This window comes from Streptomyces sp. NPDC007084 (genome assembly GCF_040703595.1).
Classification (GTDB): Bacteria; Actinomycetota; Actinomycetes; order Streptomycetales; family Streptomycetaceae; genus Streptomyces.
Genome location: NZ_JBEYFY010000010.1, coordinates 55,928 through 71,338, shown reverse-complemented (window position 1 = coordinate 71,338; position 15,411 = coordinate 55,928). Strand labels below are relative to the sequence as shown.

13 protein-coding genes are annotated in these 15,411 nt (G+C 72.1%); 9 read left to right on the top strand and 4 right to left on the bottom strand.

What is annotated here, in order from left to right; translation table 11 throughout:
- The first annotated feature begins 79 nt into the window (after positions 1-79).
- The 4 genes from AB0912_RS11855 to AB0912_RS11840 all read left to right on the top strand — a co-directional run bounded on the left by AB0912_RS11855 (position 80) and on the right by AB0912_RS11840 (position 4,184).
- Positions 80-589 carry a flavin reductase family protein gene (locus AB0912_RS11855; protein WP_366698332.1) on the top strand — a complete coding sequence of 170 codons (510 nt, stop codon included), beginning with the start codon at positions 80-82 and terminating at the stop codon, positions 587-589.
- A gap of 230 nt (positions 590-819) precedes the next feature.
- Positions 820-1,605 (top strand): electron transfer flavoprotein subunit beta/FixA family protein, encoded by a 786-nt coding sequence (locus AB0912_RS11850; RefSeq protein ID WP_366698330.1) that lies wholly within the window; start codon positions 820-822, stop codon positions 1,603-1,605.
- A gap of 116 nt (positions 1,606-1,721) precedes the next feature.
- The gene (locus AB0912_RS11845) at positions 1,722-2,684 is read left to right on the top strand and encodes an electron transfer flavoprotein subunit alpha/FixB family protein (RefSeq protein ID WP_366698328.1); all 963 of its coding nucleotides are present in this window, start codon (positions 1,722-1,724) and stop codon (positions 2,682-2,684) included.
- A 195-nt stretch (positions 2,685-2,879) separates the two neighbouring features.
- Positions 2,880-4,184 carry an aldolase/citrate lyase family protein gene (locus AB0912_RS11840; RefSeq protein ID WP_366698326.1) on the top strand — a complete coding sequence of 435 codons (1,305 nt, stop codon included), beginning with the start codon at positions 2,880-2,882 and terminating at the stop codon, positions 4,182-4,184.
- Between the two features lie 103 nt (positions 4,185-4,287).
- Here AB0912_RS11840 and AB0912_RS11835 read toward each other — a convergent pair whose 3' ends face one another.
- Positions 4,288-5,370: a LacI family DNA-binding transcriptional regulator gene (locus tag AB0912_RS11835; protein ID WP_366698324.1), complete on the bottom strand. Its 1,083-nt coding sequence runs from the start codon at positions 5,368-5,370 to the stop codon at positions 4,288-4,290.
- Between the two features lie 243 nt (positions 5,371-5,613).
- Here AB0912_RS11835 and AB0912_RS11830 point away from each other — a divergent pair, with 243 nt between their 5' ends.
- Positions 5,614-6,567, top strand: coding sequence for an ROK family protein (locus tag AB0912_RS11830; protein WP_366698534.1), 954 nt, complete (start codon positions 5,614-5,616; stop codon positions 6,565-6,567).
- Between the two features lie 141 nt (positions 6,568-6,708).
- Here AB0912_RS11830 and AB0912_RS11825 read toward each other — a convergent pair whose 3' ends face one another.
- The gene (locus tag AB0912_RS11825; RefSeq protein WP_366698532.1) at positions 6,709-8,571 is read right to left on the bottom strand and encodes an NPCBM/NEW2 domain-containing protein; all 1,863 of its coding nucleotides are present in this window, start codon (positions 8,569-8,571) and stop codon (positions 6,709-6,711) included.
- Positions 8,572-9,108: 537 nt separating this feature from the next.
- Between AB0912_RS11825 and AB0912_RS11820 the strand changes: the two genes are divergently transcribed.
- A complete protein-coding gene (locus tag AB0912_RS11820; protein ID WP_366698322.1) occupies positions 9,109-9,306 on the top strand; it encodes a hypothetical protein in 198 nt (65 codons plus the stop codon).
- A gap of 136 nt (positions 9,307-9,442) precedes the next feature.
- Complete coding sequence (locus AB0912_RS11815; protein ID WP_366698530.1) at positions 9,443-10,480, top strand: NUDIX domain-containing protein; 1,038 nt, start codon at positions 9,443-9,445, stop codon at positions 10,478-10,480.
- 274 nt (positions 10,481-10,754) lie between these two features.
- On the opposite strand, the gene AB0912_RS11810 is transcribed toward AB0912_RS11815, so the two are convergent.
- Positions 10,755-12,110, bottom strand: coding sequence for a dipeptidase (locus AB0912_RS11810; protein ID WP_366698320.1), 1,356 nt, complete (start codon positions 12,108-12,110; stop codon positions 10,755-10,757).
- A gap of 181 nt (positions 12,111-12,291) precedes the next feature.
- On the opposite strand from AB0912_RS11810, the gene AB0912_RS11805 reads away from it, so the two are divergent.
- On the top strand, positions 12,292-13,623 hold the full coding sequence (locus tag AB0912_RS11805; protein ID WP_366698318.1) for a geranylgeranyl reductase family protein: 1,332 nt from the start codon (positions 12,292-12,294) through the stop codon (positions 13,621-13,623).
- A gap of 276 nt (positions 13,624-13,899) precedes the next feature.
- Here AB0912_RS11805 and AB0912_RS11800 read toward each other — a convergent pair whose 3' ends face one another.
- On the bottom strand, positions 13,900-14,349 hold the full coding sequence (locus AB0912_RS11800; protein WP_366698316.1) for a nitroreductase family deazaflavin-dependent oxidoreductase: 450 nt from the start codon (positions 14,347-14,349) through the stop codon (positions 13,900-13,902).
- Between the two features lie 227 nt (positions 14,350-14,576).
- Here AB0912_RS11800 and AB0912_RS11795 point away from each other — a divergent pair, with 227 nt between their 5' ends.
- Positions 14,577-15,287 carry a TetR/AcrR family transcriptional regulator gene (locus tag AB0912_RS11795; protein ID WP_366698314.1) on the top strand — a complete coding sequence of 237 codons (711 nt, stop codon included), beginning with the start codon at positions 14,577-14,579 and terminating at the stop codon, positions 15,285-15,287.
- Positions 15,288-15,411 lie beyond the last annotated feature (124 nt).

Sequence of the window (15,411 nt, the reverse complement as noted above, 5' to 3'; positions counted from 1 at the left end):
CAGCCACGGACCCCGCCCCGCGGCCGGCTTCGTCCGGCCGGGGGGACTTCCACGTCAGCCCTCGCAGAAGGACAACGCCATGTCGGCCATACCCGGCCTCGGCACCACCCGTCTCGCCTCGCCCGACCTGCTCCGCTCCGTCTTCCGCCGGCACGCGGCCGGAGTGGCCGTGATCACCGCCTCCGGACCGGCGGGCCCCGTCGGCTTCACCGCCACCTCCCTCACCTCCGTCTCGGCCGAACCCCCGGTCGTCTCGTTCGGCATCGGCACCGGCGCGTCGAGCTGGCCCGCCGTCTCCGAGGCGGACCACGTCGGCGTCCACATCCTCGGCGAGCACCAGCGGGAGCTGGCCGCCACCTTCGCGCTGAGCGGCGCCGACCGGTTCGGCGCGCCCACCCGTTGGCGTAAGGGCCCGGAGGAAGTTCCCGTCCTCGACGACGTGCTGGCCTGGCTGGTCTGCCGGGTGGTGGCACGGGTGCCGGCCGGGGACCACCGGATCGTCCTGGCGGAGGTCCTGCTCGGCGACGCCTCGGGCGCGGGCGGCCCGCTCCTGTACCACCAGGGCCGCTTCAACGGCCTGCGCGACTGAGGCCGCGGCCCCCGGCCGGTCGCCGTTCCCGGCGGGCTTTCCCGCGCCGGTTACGCAGCGTTGCGAAGGTCACAGTTCAAAGCGCTTGCTTAGTGGGCACCCAATGGATGTACTGGCGAGTAATATTTCGGTCGGAGCGCGGGCCGCCCCGACCGGGATCGGCCGCTTCAGGCGCCTATGCTGCCTGAAAGAAGGCAGCCCAGAAATGACGATGCAGTAGGAGAGCCGGCGTGAGCTTGAGGATCGTTGTCACTGTGAAGTACGTGCCCGACGCCACTGGCGACCGGCACTTCGCCGATGACCTGACCGTCGACCGTGACGACGTGGACGGCCTGCTGTCCGAACTCGACGAGTACGCCGTCGAGCAGGCGCTGCAGATCGCCGAGGACGCGGACGACGCCGAGATCACCGTGCTGACCGTCGGCCCCGAGGACGCCAAGGACGCCCTGCGCAAGGCGCTGTCCATGGGTGCCGACAAGGCCATCCACGTCGAGGACGACGACCTGCACGGCACCGACGCCGTCGGCACCTCCCTGGTCCTCGCCAAGGCGATCGAGAAGGCCGGCTACGACCTGGTCATCTCCGGCATGGCCTCCACCGACGGCACCATGGGCATCGTCCCGGCGCTGCTGGCCGAGCGTCTCGGTGTCCCGCAGGTCACCCTGCTCTCCGAGGTCTCCGTCGAGGACGGCGTCGTCAAGGGCCGTCGTGACGGCGACACCGCCTCCGAGTCGCTGGAGGCCTCCCTTCCCGCGGTCGTGTCCGTGACCGACCAGTCGGGTGAGGCGCGCTACCCCTCCTTCAAGGGGATCATGGCCGCCAAGAAGAAGCCGGTGGAGTCCTGGGACCTGGAGGACCTGGAGATCGAGGCGGACGAGGTCGGCCTCGCGGGCGCCTGGACCAAGGTCGACACCGCCACCGAGCGCCCCGCGCGCACCGCGGGCACGATCGTCAAGGACGAGGGCGAGGGCGGCAAGCAGCTCGCCGAGTTCCTCGCGGGCCAGAAGTTCATCTAGCCACGGGCCGGTTCGGCTAGCCGCGGGCCCGGGGCGCGTCCCCGGACCGGCAGCGCGGCCGAGGCCCATCCCGCTTACCGCCCCTCAGACTTCGCAATCCGCAGGAGAGCATTCCCATGGCTGAAGTTCTCGTCTACGTCGACCACGTGGACGGCGCCGTCCGCAAGCCCACCCTGGAACTGCTGACGCTGGCCCGCCGCATCGGCGAGCCCGTCGCCGTCGCCCTCGGCTCCGGTGCCGAGAACACCGCCGCCGCGCTCGCCGAGCACGGCGCGGTGAAGGTCCTCACCCACGACGCCGCCGAGTACGCCGACTACCTCGTCGTACCGAAGGTGGACGCGCTCCAGGCCGCGTACGAGGCCGTCTCCCCGGCCGCCGTGCTCGTGCCGTCCTCCGCCGAGGGCAAGGAGATCGCGGCCCGCCTCGCGATCCGCATCGGCTCCGGCATCATCACCGACGCCGTCGACCTGGAGGCCGGCGCCGAGGGCCCGGTGGCCACGCAGTCGGCGTTCGCCGCCTCGTACACCACCAAGTCCCGTGTCTCCAAGGGCACCCCGGTCATCACGGTCAAGCCGAACTCGGCCGCCGTGGAGGCCGCCCCGGCCGCCGGTGCCGTCGAGGCCCTCGCGGTCTCCTTCTCCGAGAAGGCCACCGGCACCAAGGTCACCTCGCGCACCCCGCGCGAGTCCACCGGCCGCCCCGAGCTGACCGAGGCCGCGATCGTCGTCTCCGGCGGCCGTGGCGTCAACGGCGCGGACAACTTCTCGATCATCGAGGGCCTCGCCGACTCGCTCGGTGCCGCCGTCGGCGCCTCGCGCGCCGCGGTCGACGCCGGCTGGTACCCGCACACCAACCAGGTCGGCCAGACGGGCAAGTCCGTCTCGCCGCAGCTCTACATCGCCTCCGGCATCTCCGGTGCCATCCAGCACCGCGCCGGCATGCAGACGTCCAAGACGATCGTCGCGATCAACAAGGACGCCGAGGCGCCGATCTTCGACCTGGTCGACTACGGCGTGGTCGGCGACCTCTTCGAGGTCGTCCCGCAGCTCACCGAGGAGATCAAGTCCCGCAAGGGCTGATCACTCCATGCCGTACGAGGCCCCCGTGACCGCGCGCCGGTCACGGGGGCCTCGGTGCATCCTGGGGTGACCCGGCGTGCGCGGACCTCGGCGCGGTCCCAGGATCCAAAAGGGTGTTGACCCGCGAGAAGCTCGCCGGATAACTTCGTTCTACGGATTGTTGATTCCGTAGTGCGGAAAACAGGAGGGTATGGCATGGGTCAGGGCCGGCAGGAGAACGTGGCGACGAGCCTCGCGGGAGCCGTCAGCGAGGAGATCAGCGCCTCCCTCGCGCCCGTCGACGCCGAACTGGAGCGCCGCTACCCGGGAGACCCCGGCACCCGCCAGCCCGTCCACACCGTGTACGTCCCCGGCGACGCGTTCGCCGCCGACACCCTTCGCACCTGGGGTGACCGTGCCCTCGCCGCCCTCGACGAACACGCCCCCGACGCCGCCTCCTTCGCCGCGGTCCTCGGCCTGTCCGACGACCTCGCCGGGCCCGTTCACGACCGAGTCCGCGCCAAGCTGGAGCGCGAACCCGTCGAGGACCTGCGCGTCGACTTCGAGGACGGTTACGGCCCCCGCCCGGACGCCGAGGAGGACGCCACCGCGGCCCGCGCCGCCCGGCTGATCGCCGAGGCCTACGAGAACGGCACCGCCGCCCCCTACATGGGCATCCGCATGAAGTGCATGGAGGCCCCCGTACGCGACCGGGGCATCCGCACCCTCGACATCTTCCTGACCGGCCTGATGGAGGCCGGCGGCCTGCCCGAGGGCCTCGTCCTCACGCTGCCCAAGGTGACGTACCCGGAGCAGGTCACCGCCATGGTCCGGCTCCTGGAGCAGTTCGAGAAGGCGCGCGGTCTGGAGCCCGGCCGGATCGGCTTCGAGATACAGATCGAGACCAGCCAGTCCATCCTCGCCACCGACGGCACCGCGACCGTCGCCCGGATGATCCAGGCCGCCGAGGGCCGCGCCACCGGCCTGCACTACGGCACCTTCGACTACAGCGCCTGCCTCGGCGTCTCCGCCGCCTACCAGGCGAGCGACCACCCGGCAGCCGACCACGCCAAGGCGATCATGCAGGTCGCCGCCGCCGGTACCGGCGTCCGCGTCTCCGACGGCTCCACCAACGTCCTGCCCGTCGGCACCACCGAGAAGGTGCACGACGCCTGGCGCCTGCACTACGGGCTCACCCGACGCGCCCTGGCCCGCGCCTACTACCAGGGCTGGGACATGCACCCCGGCCACATCCCGACCCGTTACGCGGCCGTCTTCGCCTTCTATCGGGAGGGCTTCGAGCAGGCCGCCGCCCGCCTCGCCCGGTACGCCAACCAGGCGGGCGGCGACGTCATGGACGAGCCCGCCACCGCCAAGGCCCTCAGCGGCTACCTGCTGCGCGGCCTGGACTGCGGCGCCCTCGACATCGCGGAGGTCGCCCGCGCCACGGGCCAGACCCGGGCCGACCTGGAGGCCTTCGCGTCGCCGCGCCGGGGCGATCTGACGATCTCGGGCCAGTAGCCGGCCGCGGGTAGCCGCGACCAGCGGGCGGCGGTCGGCAAGCCGGAATCGGCGGACAGGGGGCACCGGCCCGTAACCGGTGCCCCCTGGTCGCGGTCAACCCTCAGCGTGCCGGACGCAGTTCGCCCGAGCCGCGGGTGATCAGGCGGGTCGGAAGTTCGATGCGCTCGGGGGCGAGCAGCGTGCCGTCGAGCTGGCGGAAGAGCCGTTCGGCGGCGGTGCGGCCGAGGGCCGCGGCGTCCTGGGCGACGACCGTGACGCCCGGCTCCAGGAGGTCGGCCAGCTCGATGTCGTCGAAGCCGACCAGCGCCACCGGACGGCCGCGCTCGGCGATCACACGGACGACGGTCACGGTCACGCGGTTGTTGCCGGCGAAGACCGCGGTGACGGGGGAGGGGCCGGAGAGCATCTGCTCGGCCGCGAGCCGCACCCGCTGCGGATCGGTGACGCCGAGGGACATCCAGCCGTCCTCGACCACGATCCCGGCGTCCTCCATGGCGGCCCGGTAGCCGCGCAGGCGCTCGGCGGCCGTGTGGATGCGCGGCATGTCGCCGATGAAGCCGATACGGCGGTGCCCGTGCGCGATGAGATGGGCGACGCCGTCGCGGGCGCCGCCGAAGCTGTCGGACAGGACGACGTCGGCGTCGATCCTCCCGGCGGGGCGGTCCACGAACACCGTGGCGACGCCCGCCTTTATCTCGGGCTCCAGATAGCGGTGGTCGTCACCGGCCGGGATGACCACCAGGCCGTCCACCCGCCGCGCGCACAGGGCGAGGACCAGCTCCTGCTCGCGGTCCGGGTCCTCCGCGCTGGAACCGTTGATCAGCAGGGCGCCGTGCGCCCGGGCCACCTCCTCGACCGCGCGGCTCAGCGGCCCGTAGAAGGGGTCGGCGAGGTCCTCCAGGACGAGACCGATGCTCGCGGTGCGGCCCTTGCGGAGCACCCGGGCGCTGTCGTTGCGGCGGAAGCCGAGGGCTTCGATGGCCTCCTGGACGCGCCGCTCGGTGTCGGGGGTGACCCCGGGCTCGCTGTTGACCACGCGGGAGACCGTCTTCAGGCCGACTCCCGCACGCGCCGCGACGTCCTTCATGGTCGGACGGTTGCCGTAGCGGTTCTCGGATCGGCGGGCGGTCTCGGCCACGATGTGCTGTCCTGTCCTGTCGTCCACGGGGATGAGTAGGTCCATGGGGTTGTATGAGGATGTGGCGTCGAGCATAGAGCCTGGACAACGTTGTCAGATGCGGGAGACACTGTCCACCGCAATCTCCGGCCTGCGTCTTCCCCAGGGCGCACGGTTCCCGTCGTCCGCGCACGCCTGCCGCGCGGCGAACGACGGGACCCGATCCTGCTCCGTTTCCGGCCGGGGACAGGCACCCGGACCCGCGGCGCGGCGGGCCCGTCACGACACCCCATGGGAGATCTGACTCTGATGCACACCGACCTCGTGGCCGCGCTCGACATCGGCGGCACCAAGATCGCCGGAGCGCTGGTGGACGGCCACGGCCGGATCCTGCTGCGCGCGCAGCGCGCGACGCCGGCGCAGGAGGACGGCGACACCGTGATGCGGGCCGTCGAGGACGTGATCGGCGAGCTGTCCGACTCCCCGCTGTGGGGCAGGGCCGGTGCGCTCGGCATCGGCAGCGCGGGCCCGGTGGACGCCTCGGCGGGCACGGTGAGCCCGGTGAATGTGCCCGGCTGGCGCGGCTACCCGCTGGTCGAGCGGGCCGCCAAGGCCGCCGGGGGACTGCCCGTCGAGCTGATCGGGGACGGCGTCGCCATCACGGCCGCCGAGCACTGGCAGGGCGCGGCCCGCGGCCACGACAACGCGCTGTGCATGGTCGTGTCCACCGGCGTGGGCGGCGGACTCGTCCTGAACGGACAGCTTCACCCGGGGCCCACCGGCAACTCGGGCCACATCGGGCACATCAGCGTCGACCTCGACGGCGACCTCTGCCCCTGCGGCTCGCGTGGCTGCGTCGAGCGCATCGCGAGCGGCCCCAACATCGCCCGCCGCGCCATGGAGGGCGGCTGGCAGCCCGGCCCCGACGGTGACACCTCGGCCGCCGCGGTCGCCGAGGCGGCCCGCGCGGGCGACCCGGTGGCCGTGGCCTCCTTCGAGCGCGCCGCGCAGGCCCTCGCGGCCGGCATCGCGGCCACCGCGACCCTCGTGGAGATCGACATCGCCGTGATCGGCGGCGGCGTCGGCAAGGCGGGGGACGTGCTGTTCACGCCGCTGCGCAAGGCGCTCGCCGATTACGCCACGCTCTCCTTCGTTCAACGGCTCACCGTGGCGCCCGCGCTGATGGGCACGGACGCCGGACTGGTCGGCGCCGCCTCTGCCGCGCTCACCCGCAAGGCGAACACACCCTCGGCCCGCGTCTGACTCACCGTGCTCCCGTTCACGGGCTACGAGGCCTCGCCCGTACGGGAGTTGAGTCCTGCCAGGCTCAACTCCCGTACTTGAGCGGCCCGCACCCGCTGACCTTAATGTGCAAGGGAGTTGAGCCTTCACCGTGATGGGGGTTCAGCAACTGAGCTTGGCGTCCGCCCAGTCCGCGTGATCCGAGTCGATGCCGTCGCCGCCGTCGGTGACGACCAGCCGGACCACCTGGGCGCCGGTGACGTCGGCGGTGAGCCGCTGTGCGGGCATCGCGTTGGTGAGGACGCCGGTGGCGGCGGCCTTCGTCCCGTCGGCCCGGATCTCGAAGGCGACGGTGCCCTTGCCGCCCTTCTCGTCGTCGAGCCCGACATCGGCGGTGACCCGTTCGCAGGCCCCGCCGGTGTAGTACTCAACCGTGCTCTCGGCGTGCACGCCCAGCCCGTGGGCGTACGTCACGCCGCCGATGGTGAGCGGCCCTCCGTCGCCCGCGCCGCTCTCGCCGTTGCTCGTGTCGCGCTCGACGGGTCCCCAGCCGTTGGTGGCCGAGAGCCAGGGCAGGTCCCCGAGCGAGGACGTGCCCGCCGGCGGAGCCACCACCACCGAGGCCCGCACGGGAAGTTCACTGTCGGCGGCGACACCGGACGGCGAGCGGTAGACGGCTTTCAGCGTGAGGTCGTACGACCCGGTGGGTGTTCCGGCGGGCACGGTGACCCGCCACTTCGTGCGCAGGGCGCGCCCGGGAGGGAGCGAGGCCGTGGTCGACGGCCCCGCCGCGGTGACCGTCCAGCCCGCGGGGCCGCGCAGGGTCACCGCCAAGCGGTTCGCGGAGCCGCGCCCGAGGTCCGTCGCCGTCGAGGTCAGCGTGACCGTCTTCCCCGCCTCGATCAACGGGCTGCCCTCCAGGCCGAGTTCGACGGCGGGCGGGTTCTTGGCCCACACCGGGTCCGCGGAGACCCGGACGAGAACGGTGCCGTGCGCGGGGACGGTGGCCGCGATCGTGCCCGCCGTGTTGGTGCTCCGGTGCCGCCACAGATCGCGCAGGGTGTAGGCGTCGGCGCGGGGCAGCCCGACGGCGGACGCGGTCGTCGCGACGCGCTGCGCGGTGCCCGTCTCGTTGAACAGCGCGACGGCCCGGCTGCCGTCCTTCATCTCCTTGGCGACGACCCAGCGGCCGTCCGCCGAGGAGACGACCGTCCCCTGCCTGCCCAGCGGGTCCTGGTCGACCGCGATGACCTCCTTGTTGCCGAGGATGTCGAAGGTCGCGGCGGAGGCGGTGCGCAGGTCGGTGCCGATGAGCAGCGGCGCCGCCATGACCGACCACATCGAGAAGTGCGAGCGGTACTCCGTGTCCGTCATACCCCCGTTGCCGACCTCCAGCATGTCCGGGTCGTTCCAGTGCCCCGGCCCCGCGTACGGCGCGAGCGGCAGGTTCTGCTTGAGGATCGAGAGCATCGAGCCCCAACTGTCGCTGATGTCACCGGTCGTCCGCCACAGGTGTCCGACGTCGGCGGCCCACTCCCAGGGCCTGTTCTCGCCCCATTCGCAGATGCTGTGGACGATGGGCCGCCCGGTGGCCCGCAGCGCGTCGCGCATGGTGGTGTACCGCGTTCGCGCGTCGACCCCCTGGTTGTTGCAGTTGTCGTACTTGAGGTAGTCGACGCCCCAGTCCGCGAACTGCCGCGCGTCGCTGTACTCGTGGCCGAGCGCGCCGGGAAGCCCCACGCTGTCGCAGGTCTTCGTCCCGGCGCTGGTGTAGATGCCCAGCTTGAGCCCCTTGGCGTGGACGTAGTCGGCGACCGCCTTGATCCCGCCCGGGAACCGTGCGGGGTCCGGCACGAGCTTGCCGTCCGCGTCCCGGTTCGGCAGCGCCCAGCAGTCGTCCAGGTTGACGTACTGGTAGCCGGCGTCCTTGAGCCCCTTCGCCACGAACAGGTCGGCGATCCCCTCGACCATGTCCTGGTTGAACTCGGCCCGGCAGTGCGTCGAGTTCCAGTTGTTGAAGCCCATGGGAGGGGTGAGGGCGAGCCCGTCCGCGAGGGTGGGGGAGGCGGAGCGGGCGGTGGGGGCGGTGCGCGCGGCGGTGGGAGCTGTCGGGGCGGCGTGGCCCTGTGCGGGGCTGCTCTGTGTTCCGGTGCCCGGTGTGGCGGCGGCCGGCGGGGCGGCGCTGGGGGTGGCGAGGGCCGGGGTGGTGAGTCCGGCCGCGCACAGCAGGCCGACGGCCAGCGCTCCGGCCACTCTGCCGCGGCGGCCCGGGGCGGGGAACGGGGTGCGGCCTGGAGGTGCCGGGCGGGGTGTGGGGGTGGTGCGGGTGTGAAGGTGACGCATCGTTACGTTCCTCCGAACTCGCGACAGACGGGATCCCGGATCGCGTTTCCTCATGTCCGCGACAATGGTGCGCGTTTACGTTAGGACCTGTCGGACTCTGTTGGAAGGTGTGCGATCCCCTCACCTGAAGAGCCGAGGGCGCGCACCGCCCGTCCGCAGGCCGGGCGAGGAATGTGACGCACCCGTGACCCCGTGCCCGTCTTCGTAGTTGAACCGGGCATGAAGAAGCGCAGCATGCTGGCCATCGCCTCCCTCGCCACCGGGTTCGTCGTCGCGGCGATCACCCCGTCGCACGCCCTGGACGCCGACTCCCTGGGCGACCTCAACGTCAACGACACGCTCAGCGCCGTCGACCACACCGTCGGCAGCGACAGCCTGGCCGTCGACGAAGGCGCCCTGGGCGGCCCGAACCACTGACGGACCCCGCCCCCTCGGCGCCGGTGCTCCCCACCCCGGGGACACCGGCGCCGCGCCGTCTGAGCCCCTCATCAGCGGCTGGTTTCCGTGGCAGGGTGGAGCGGGCAAGCCTCAGGGGGCCAACAGAAGAGGGGGAATCGTGATCCTCTGGATCAACGGTGCGTTCGGTGCGGGGAAGACCACCACCGCACGGGAACTGATCGAGCTGATCCCGGACAGCACGCTCTTCGACCCCGAGGTCATCGGGGGCACACTCAGGCACCTGCTCCCCGCCAAACACCTGGCCGAGGTCGGCGACTTCCAGGATCTGCCCATCTGGCGCCGGCTCGTGGTCGACACGGCCGCCGCGATGCTCGCCGAACTCGGCGGCGTCCTCGTCGTCCCCATGACCCTGCTCCGCCAGGAGTACCGGGACGAGATCTTCGGCGGACTCGCCGCTCGCCGCATCCCCGTCCACCATGTGCTCCTCGCCCCGGCGGAAACGATCCTGCGCGAGCGAATAGCCGGGCGCGAGGTGCCTCCGGAGCCCGACGGGGAGAGACGCGTGCGCCAGTGGTCCTACGACCACATCGAGCCCTACCGGGCCGCGCTCACCTGGCTCTCCGCCGACGCCCACCCCGTGGACACCAGCGCGCTCACCCCGTACGACACCGCCGTCCGGATCGCCGAGGCCCTGCGCACCGGGGCCGCGCCCGTGTGCGAGATCGTGCAGACCCCCGAACCCACCGCCGAGACCGTCGCCGCCGGTGTGCTCCTCTTCGACCAGGACGACCGCTTCCTGCTGGTCGACCCCACCTACAAGGCCGGCTGGGAGTTCCCCGGCGGTGTCGTGGAGACCGGGGAGGCCCCCGCCCGCGCCGGCATGCGCGAGGTCGCCGAGGAGACCGGCCTCACCCTGGACGAGGTGCCCACCCTCCTCGTCATCGACTGGGAATCGCCCGCCCCGCCCGGCTACGGAGGTCTGCGGCTCCTCTTCGACGGCGGACGCCTCGACGAACAGGCCGCCCGCGAGCTGCTGCTGCCCGGTCCCGAGTTGCGCGGCTGGCGCTTCGTCACCGAACGGGAGGCCGCCGACCTGCTGCCGCCCGTCCGCTACGAACGGCTCCGCTGGGCGCTGCGTGCCCGCGAGCGCGGCGCGGCCCTCTATCTGGAGGCGGGCGTGCCCGTCGGCTGACGCGGTACGGCGACTTGGCCGGGCCGAACCCGGCTCCGGCTCGTCGGCCCGCAGGCCCTCCGGCGCATCGGCCCACCGGGTGTGGCGTGACCCTCGTAGTGGCTCAACAGGCCTGTTTTCACGGCCGGTTGGCGGAGCGTGCCCTCGGTGTTGTGGACGCGGTGCGGCGCCGGTGCGTGTCCGGTGGGAACGGGAAAGGCCCGCGCCTTGTCGGCGCGGGCCCCCTGCTGTTCGGCGTGCGGATCGGCTGACCGCCAGGTTCGGGAGGAGCGGATCAGCTCGCCGCGTAGTTCCGCAGGAACAAAGCCTCGGCGACCGACAGGCGCTCCAGCTCGTCGGGGGAGACGCTCTCGTTCACCGCGTGAATCTGCGCCTCCGGCTCGCTCAGGCCGATGAGCAGGATCTCCGTCTCCGGGTACAGCGAGGCGAGGGTGTTGCACAGCGGGATCGAGCCGCCCATGCCCGCCGACTGCATCTCCTGACCGGGGTAGGCGACCGCCATGGCCTGCGCCATCGACGCGTACGCCGGGCTGGAGGTGTCGGCGCGGAACGCCTGCCCCTGGCCGATCTGCTCGGTGCTGACCCGCGCGCCCCACGGCGTGTGCGCCTCGATGTGCGCCTGGAGCAGCTTCGTCGCCTCGCCCGCGTCCTGGCCCGGCGGCACCCGCAGGCTGACCAGCGCCCGGGCACCCGCCTGCACGGACGGCGTAGCGCCGACCACGGGCGGGCAGTCGATGCCGAGCACGGTCACGGCCGGACGCGCCCAGACGCGGTCGGCGACCGTGCCGGAACCGATCAGCTCCACCCCGTCGAGCACCTTGGCGTCCTCGCGGAACGCCTGGTCCTCGTACTGAAGCCCGTCCCACACGGAGTCGGCGTTCAGTCCGTCGACGGTGGTCGAACCGTCCTCGTCCCGCAGCGAGTCCAGTACGCGGATCAGCGCGGCCAGCGCGTCGGGCGCCGCGCCGCCGAACTGCCCCGAGTGGAGGTTGCCTTCGAGGGTGTCGACCTGGACCCGGACGAGCGTCATGCCGCGCAGGGTCGCCGTCACCGTCGGCAGGCCCGCGCGGAAGTTGCCCGCGTCGCCGATGACGATGGTGTCGGCGGTCAGCAGCTCCGGGTGCTCCTCGGCGTACCGCTCCAGGCCGCCGGTGCCCTGCTCCTCGGAACCCTCCACGATCACCTTGACGTGCACCGGCACGCCGCCGTTCGCCTTCAGCGCCCGCAGCGCCAGCAGGTGCATGATGACGCCGCCCTTGCAGTCGGCGCCGCCCCGCCCGTACCAGCGGCCGTCACGCTCCACCAGCTCGAACGGCGGAGTCGCCCAGGACGCCTCGTCCAGCGGGGGCTGCACGTCGTAGTGCGCGTACAGCAGGACCGTTTTGGCACCCTCCGGGCCCGGCAGGTAGCCGTACACGGACTGGGTGCCGTCCGGGGTGTCCAGCAGCGCCACGTCCGTGAAGCCCTCGGAACGCAGCGCGTCGGCGATCCAGTTCGCCGCGCCCTCGCTCTCGCTCTTCGGATACTGGTCGAAGTCCGCCACCGACTTGAAGGCGACCAGCTCGGTCAGCTCCGCCTTCGCCCGGGGCATGAGCGAGGCGACGGTCTCGGCGACCGGATTCGACGTCATGGGCACGCTCCTCGTAGGTGCGACGTTGTACTTCCGTGTACAAGTGATCGGTGACGCGCACCCGCCCCGGTGTGCGGGACGCGTGCGCTGCCGATCCTCCCACAGTGGCCTGCGGCGATGCCCGCCGTAGGATGCTCGGGACAGGTGCGGCAGACGGCTGGACTGGGAGCAGTAGACCAACGTGAGCAGCGAGAACTCTTCGGCGGACGACGTGCGGCGTGCGGCGGACGACGAGCAGCGGGTGTGGGACGTCGTAGTCGTCGGCGCGGGGCCCGCGGGCGCTTCGGCCGCCTATGCGGCAGCGGTCGCGGGACGCAGCGTCCTGTTGTTGGAGAAAGCCGAACTGCCCCGCTACAAAACATGCGGCGGCGGCATCATCGGCCCCTCGCGCGACTCCCTGCCACCCGGCTTCGAACTGCCGTTCAAGGACCGGGTGCACGCGGTCACCTTCTCGATGGACGGCAGATTCGCCCGCACCCGGCGCTCCCGGCAGATGCTGTTCGGGCTGATCAACCGGCCCGAGTTCGACCAGCAGCTCGTGGAGCACGCCCAGAAGGCCGGCGCCGAACTGCGCACCGGCGCCACCGTTTCCCGCGTCGAGCAGCACGGCTCCGCCGTGCCGGACCGCCGCACCGTCGCCGTCGTCCTCCAGGGCGGCGAGACCGTCCTGGCGCGCGCGGTCGTCGGCGCCGACGGAAGCGCGAGCCGCATAGGGGCCCACGTCGGGGTGAAGCTCGATCAGGTCGACCTCGGCCTGGAGGTCGAGATCCCGGTGCCGGACACGGTCGCCGAGGACTGGCAGGGCCGCGTCCTGATCGACTGGGGCCCGATGCCCGGCAGTTACGGATGGGTCTTCCCGAAGGGGGACACCCTCACCGTCGGCGTCATCTCCGCCCGTGGTGAAGGCGCCGCCACCAAGCGGTACTTGGAGGACTTCATCGCCCGGCTCGGCCTCGCCGGCTTCGAACCCGCCATCTCCTCCGGCCACCTGACGCGCTGCCGCGCCGACGACTCGCCGCTGTCCCGAGGCCGGGTGCTGGTCTGCGGGGACGCGGCGGGACTGCTGGAGCCGTGGACCCGCGAGGGCATCTCGTTCGCGCTGCGCTCGGGCCGGCTGGCGGGGGAGTGGGCGGTCCGCATCGCCGAGGCGCACGACGCCGTCGACGCCCGCCGCCAGGCCCTGAACTACGCGTTCGCGATCAAGGCCGGGCTCGGTGTCGAGATGAGCGTCGGCAAGCGGCTGCTCGCCGCGTTCGAGCGCCGCCCCGGCATGTTCCACGCGGCGCTGACCGGCTTCCGCCCGGTGTGGAAGGCGTTCATGGGGATCACCCGCGGTTCCACCACGCTCGGCGAACTGGTCCGGTCGCACCCGCTGGCCGGGCGCGCCCTGAGCGTCCTCGACCGGACGCCCCAGGGACCGGACGCGAAGGACGCCACGGACACCGAGACGACGGGCGCCGAGGGCACGGACGCCGAACTCCGGGGCGCGGAGCCGAGGATCGCGGAGGGGTAGGCGGGAGGCGGGCGGGGGGCCGGTTGGGGTTGAGCCGGTATGTAGGTGGGTCGGTAGGCCGGCCACTAGGTGGGTGAGCCGGCCGGCCGGTAGGAGCGTTGGCCGGTCGGAGGGTCGGAGGGTCGGAGGGTCGGAGGGGCGAAGGGGCAGAGGGTTGGATGGGCGGCCGGTCGGAAAGTCGGTCGCCGGTGGCGATGGACTGGTCGTCCGGGCAGCAGTGGTGCGGGCGGCGGGGCGATGGACTGGTTGCCCGGCCGGCAGCGCTGCGGGCCGGCGTCAGCTCTCGGTCGTGATCCGGAAGACCGGGTGGTCGGGAGCGATACGGCGCAGCTCCTCGTCGGACGAGTCGGGGCCGACCCCGCCGAAGAAGACCCCGACCTCGGCCTTCCAGCGCTTGAGGTAGGCGCGCAGCAGCGGGACCTTCTCGTCGTCGGCCACCTCGACGGCGGTGAAGGCCTCCACCTTCTTGCCGAGGCGCAGCTCCCCGCCGCCGGCCGCCCGCATGTTGTGCGTCCACTGCACATGGCCGCGGGGAGCGACGAGGTACTGCTCCCCGTCCACGGTGAGCAGGTTGACCGGCGTCGTACGCCATTCGCCGCTCTTGCGGCCGCGCACGGCCAGCACCCGGGAGCCCCAGACGCTCAGGCCGCGCCTGGTCGTCCAGGCCACGGAGCGGTTGAGGACGTTGACGGTGAACCAGCCGGGCTTCTGGACATGTGTCGACACGGTGACCCCTTGAGATCCGTGGTGGGAGCGCCGCTCTCTTTTGTGAGCACTGCTCTCGCTTGGTTCGAGTCTGCCTGAGAAGGGTGATCCAAAGCAAGAGCGGTGCTCTCTAATTTGGGCGCTGCTCTCGTTTTGGGTCACCGGTGGCGGTGTGGAGCGCTGCTCTGCTTCCAGAGCGACGCTCTCGTTTGTGTGCACTGCTCTGGATTCGTGGGAGACTGCTCCGCATGAGTACCGCACGAGGGGCACGGGCCCGAGCCAGGATCGAGGTCACCGCGGCCATCAAGGACGAGGCGCGCAGACAGCTCGCCGCGGACGGCGCCGCCAAGCTCTCCCTGCGGGCCGTTGCCCGCGAACTCGGCATGGTCTCCTCGGCGCTCTACCGCTACTTCCCCAGCCGGGACGACCTGCTCACCGCCCTCATCATCGACGCCTACAACTCCCTCGGCGAGGCCGCCGAGTCCGCGCACTCCGCAGTGGCCGACGACGCCCCCCGGGACCGCTGGATCGCCGTGTGCGCGGCGGCCCGGCGCTGGGCGCTGGAGCATCCGCACGAGTACGCCCTCATCTACGGCTCTCCCGTCCCCGGGTACGTCGCCCCGCAGGAGACCGTGCCGGCCGCCGCCCGGGTCGGGCTGCTGCTGATCGACATCGTGCGGGACGCGCACCGCGGCAAGGGCGTGGCCCGGATCAAGCTGTCGGCCGAGCTGACGGTGGAGGCGCGGCGGATGTCGGCGGATCTCGCGCCCGACCTGCCGCCCGAGGTGATCGTGCCGCTGGTGGCGGCGTGGGCGCAGCTCTACGGGCTGATCGGTTTCGAGGTGTTCGGCCAGTTCAACCGGGTCGTGGAGGACCGGGAGCCGTTCTTCCGGCAGGCGGCGGGGCGGCTCGCCCATGAGGTGGGGCTCGTCTATCCGGAGCAGGGGGCTACCGCCTGAACCGGCCGGCGTCTGGGCAGTACCTGTACTTCCCGTACTTCCCGTACTTCCCGTACTTCCGGTACTTTCCGTACTTTCCCTACTTCCCGTACTCCCGGGGTAGTACGGGTGATCACCTCGTCCG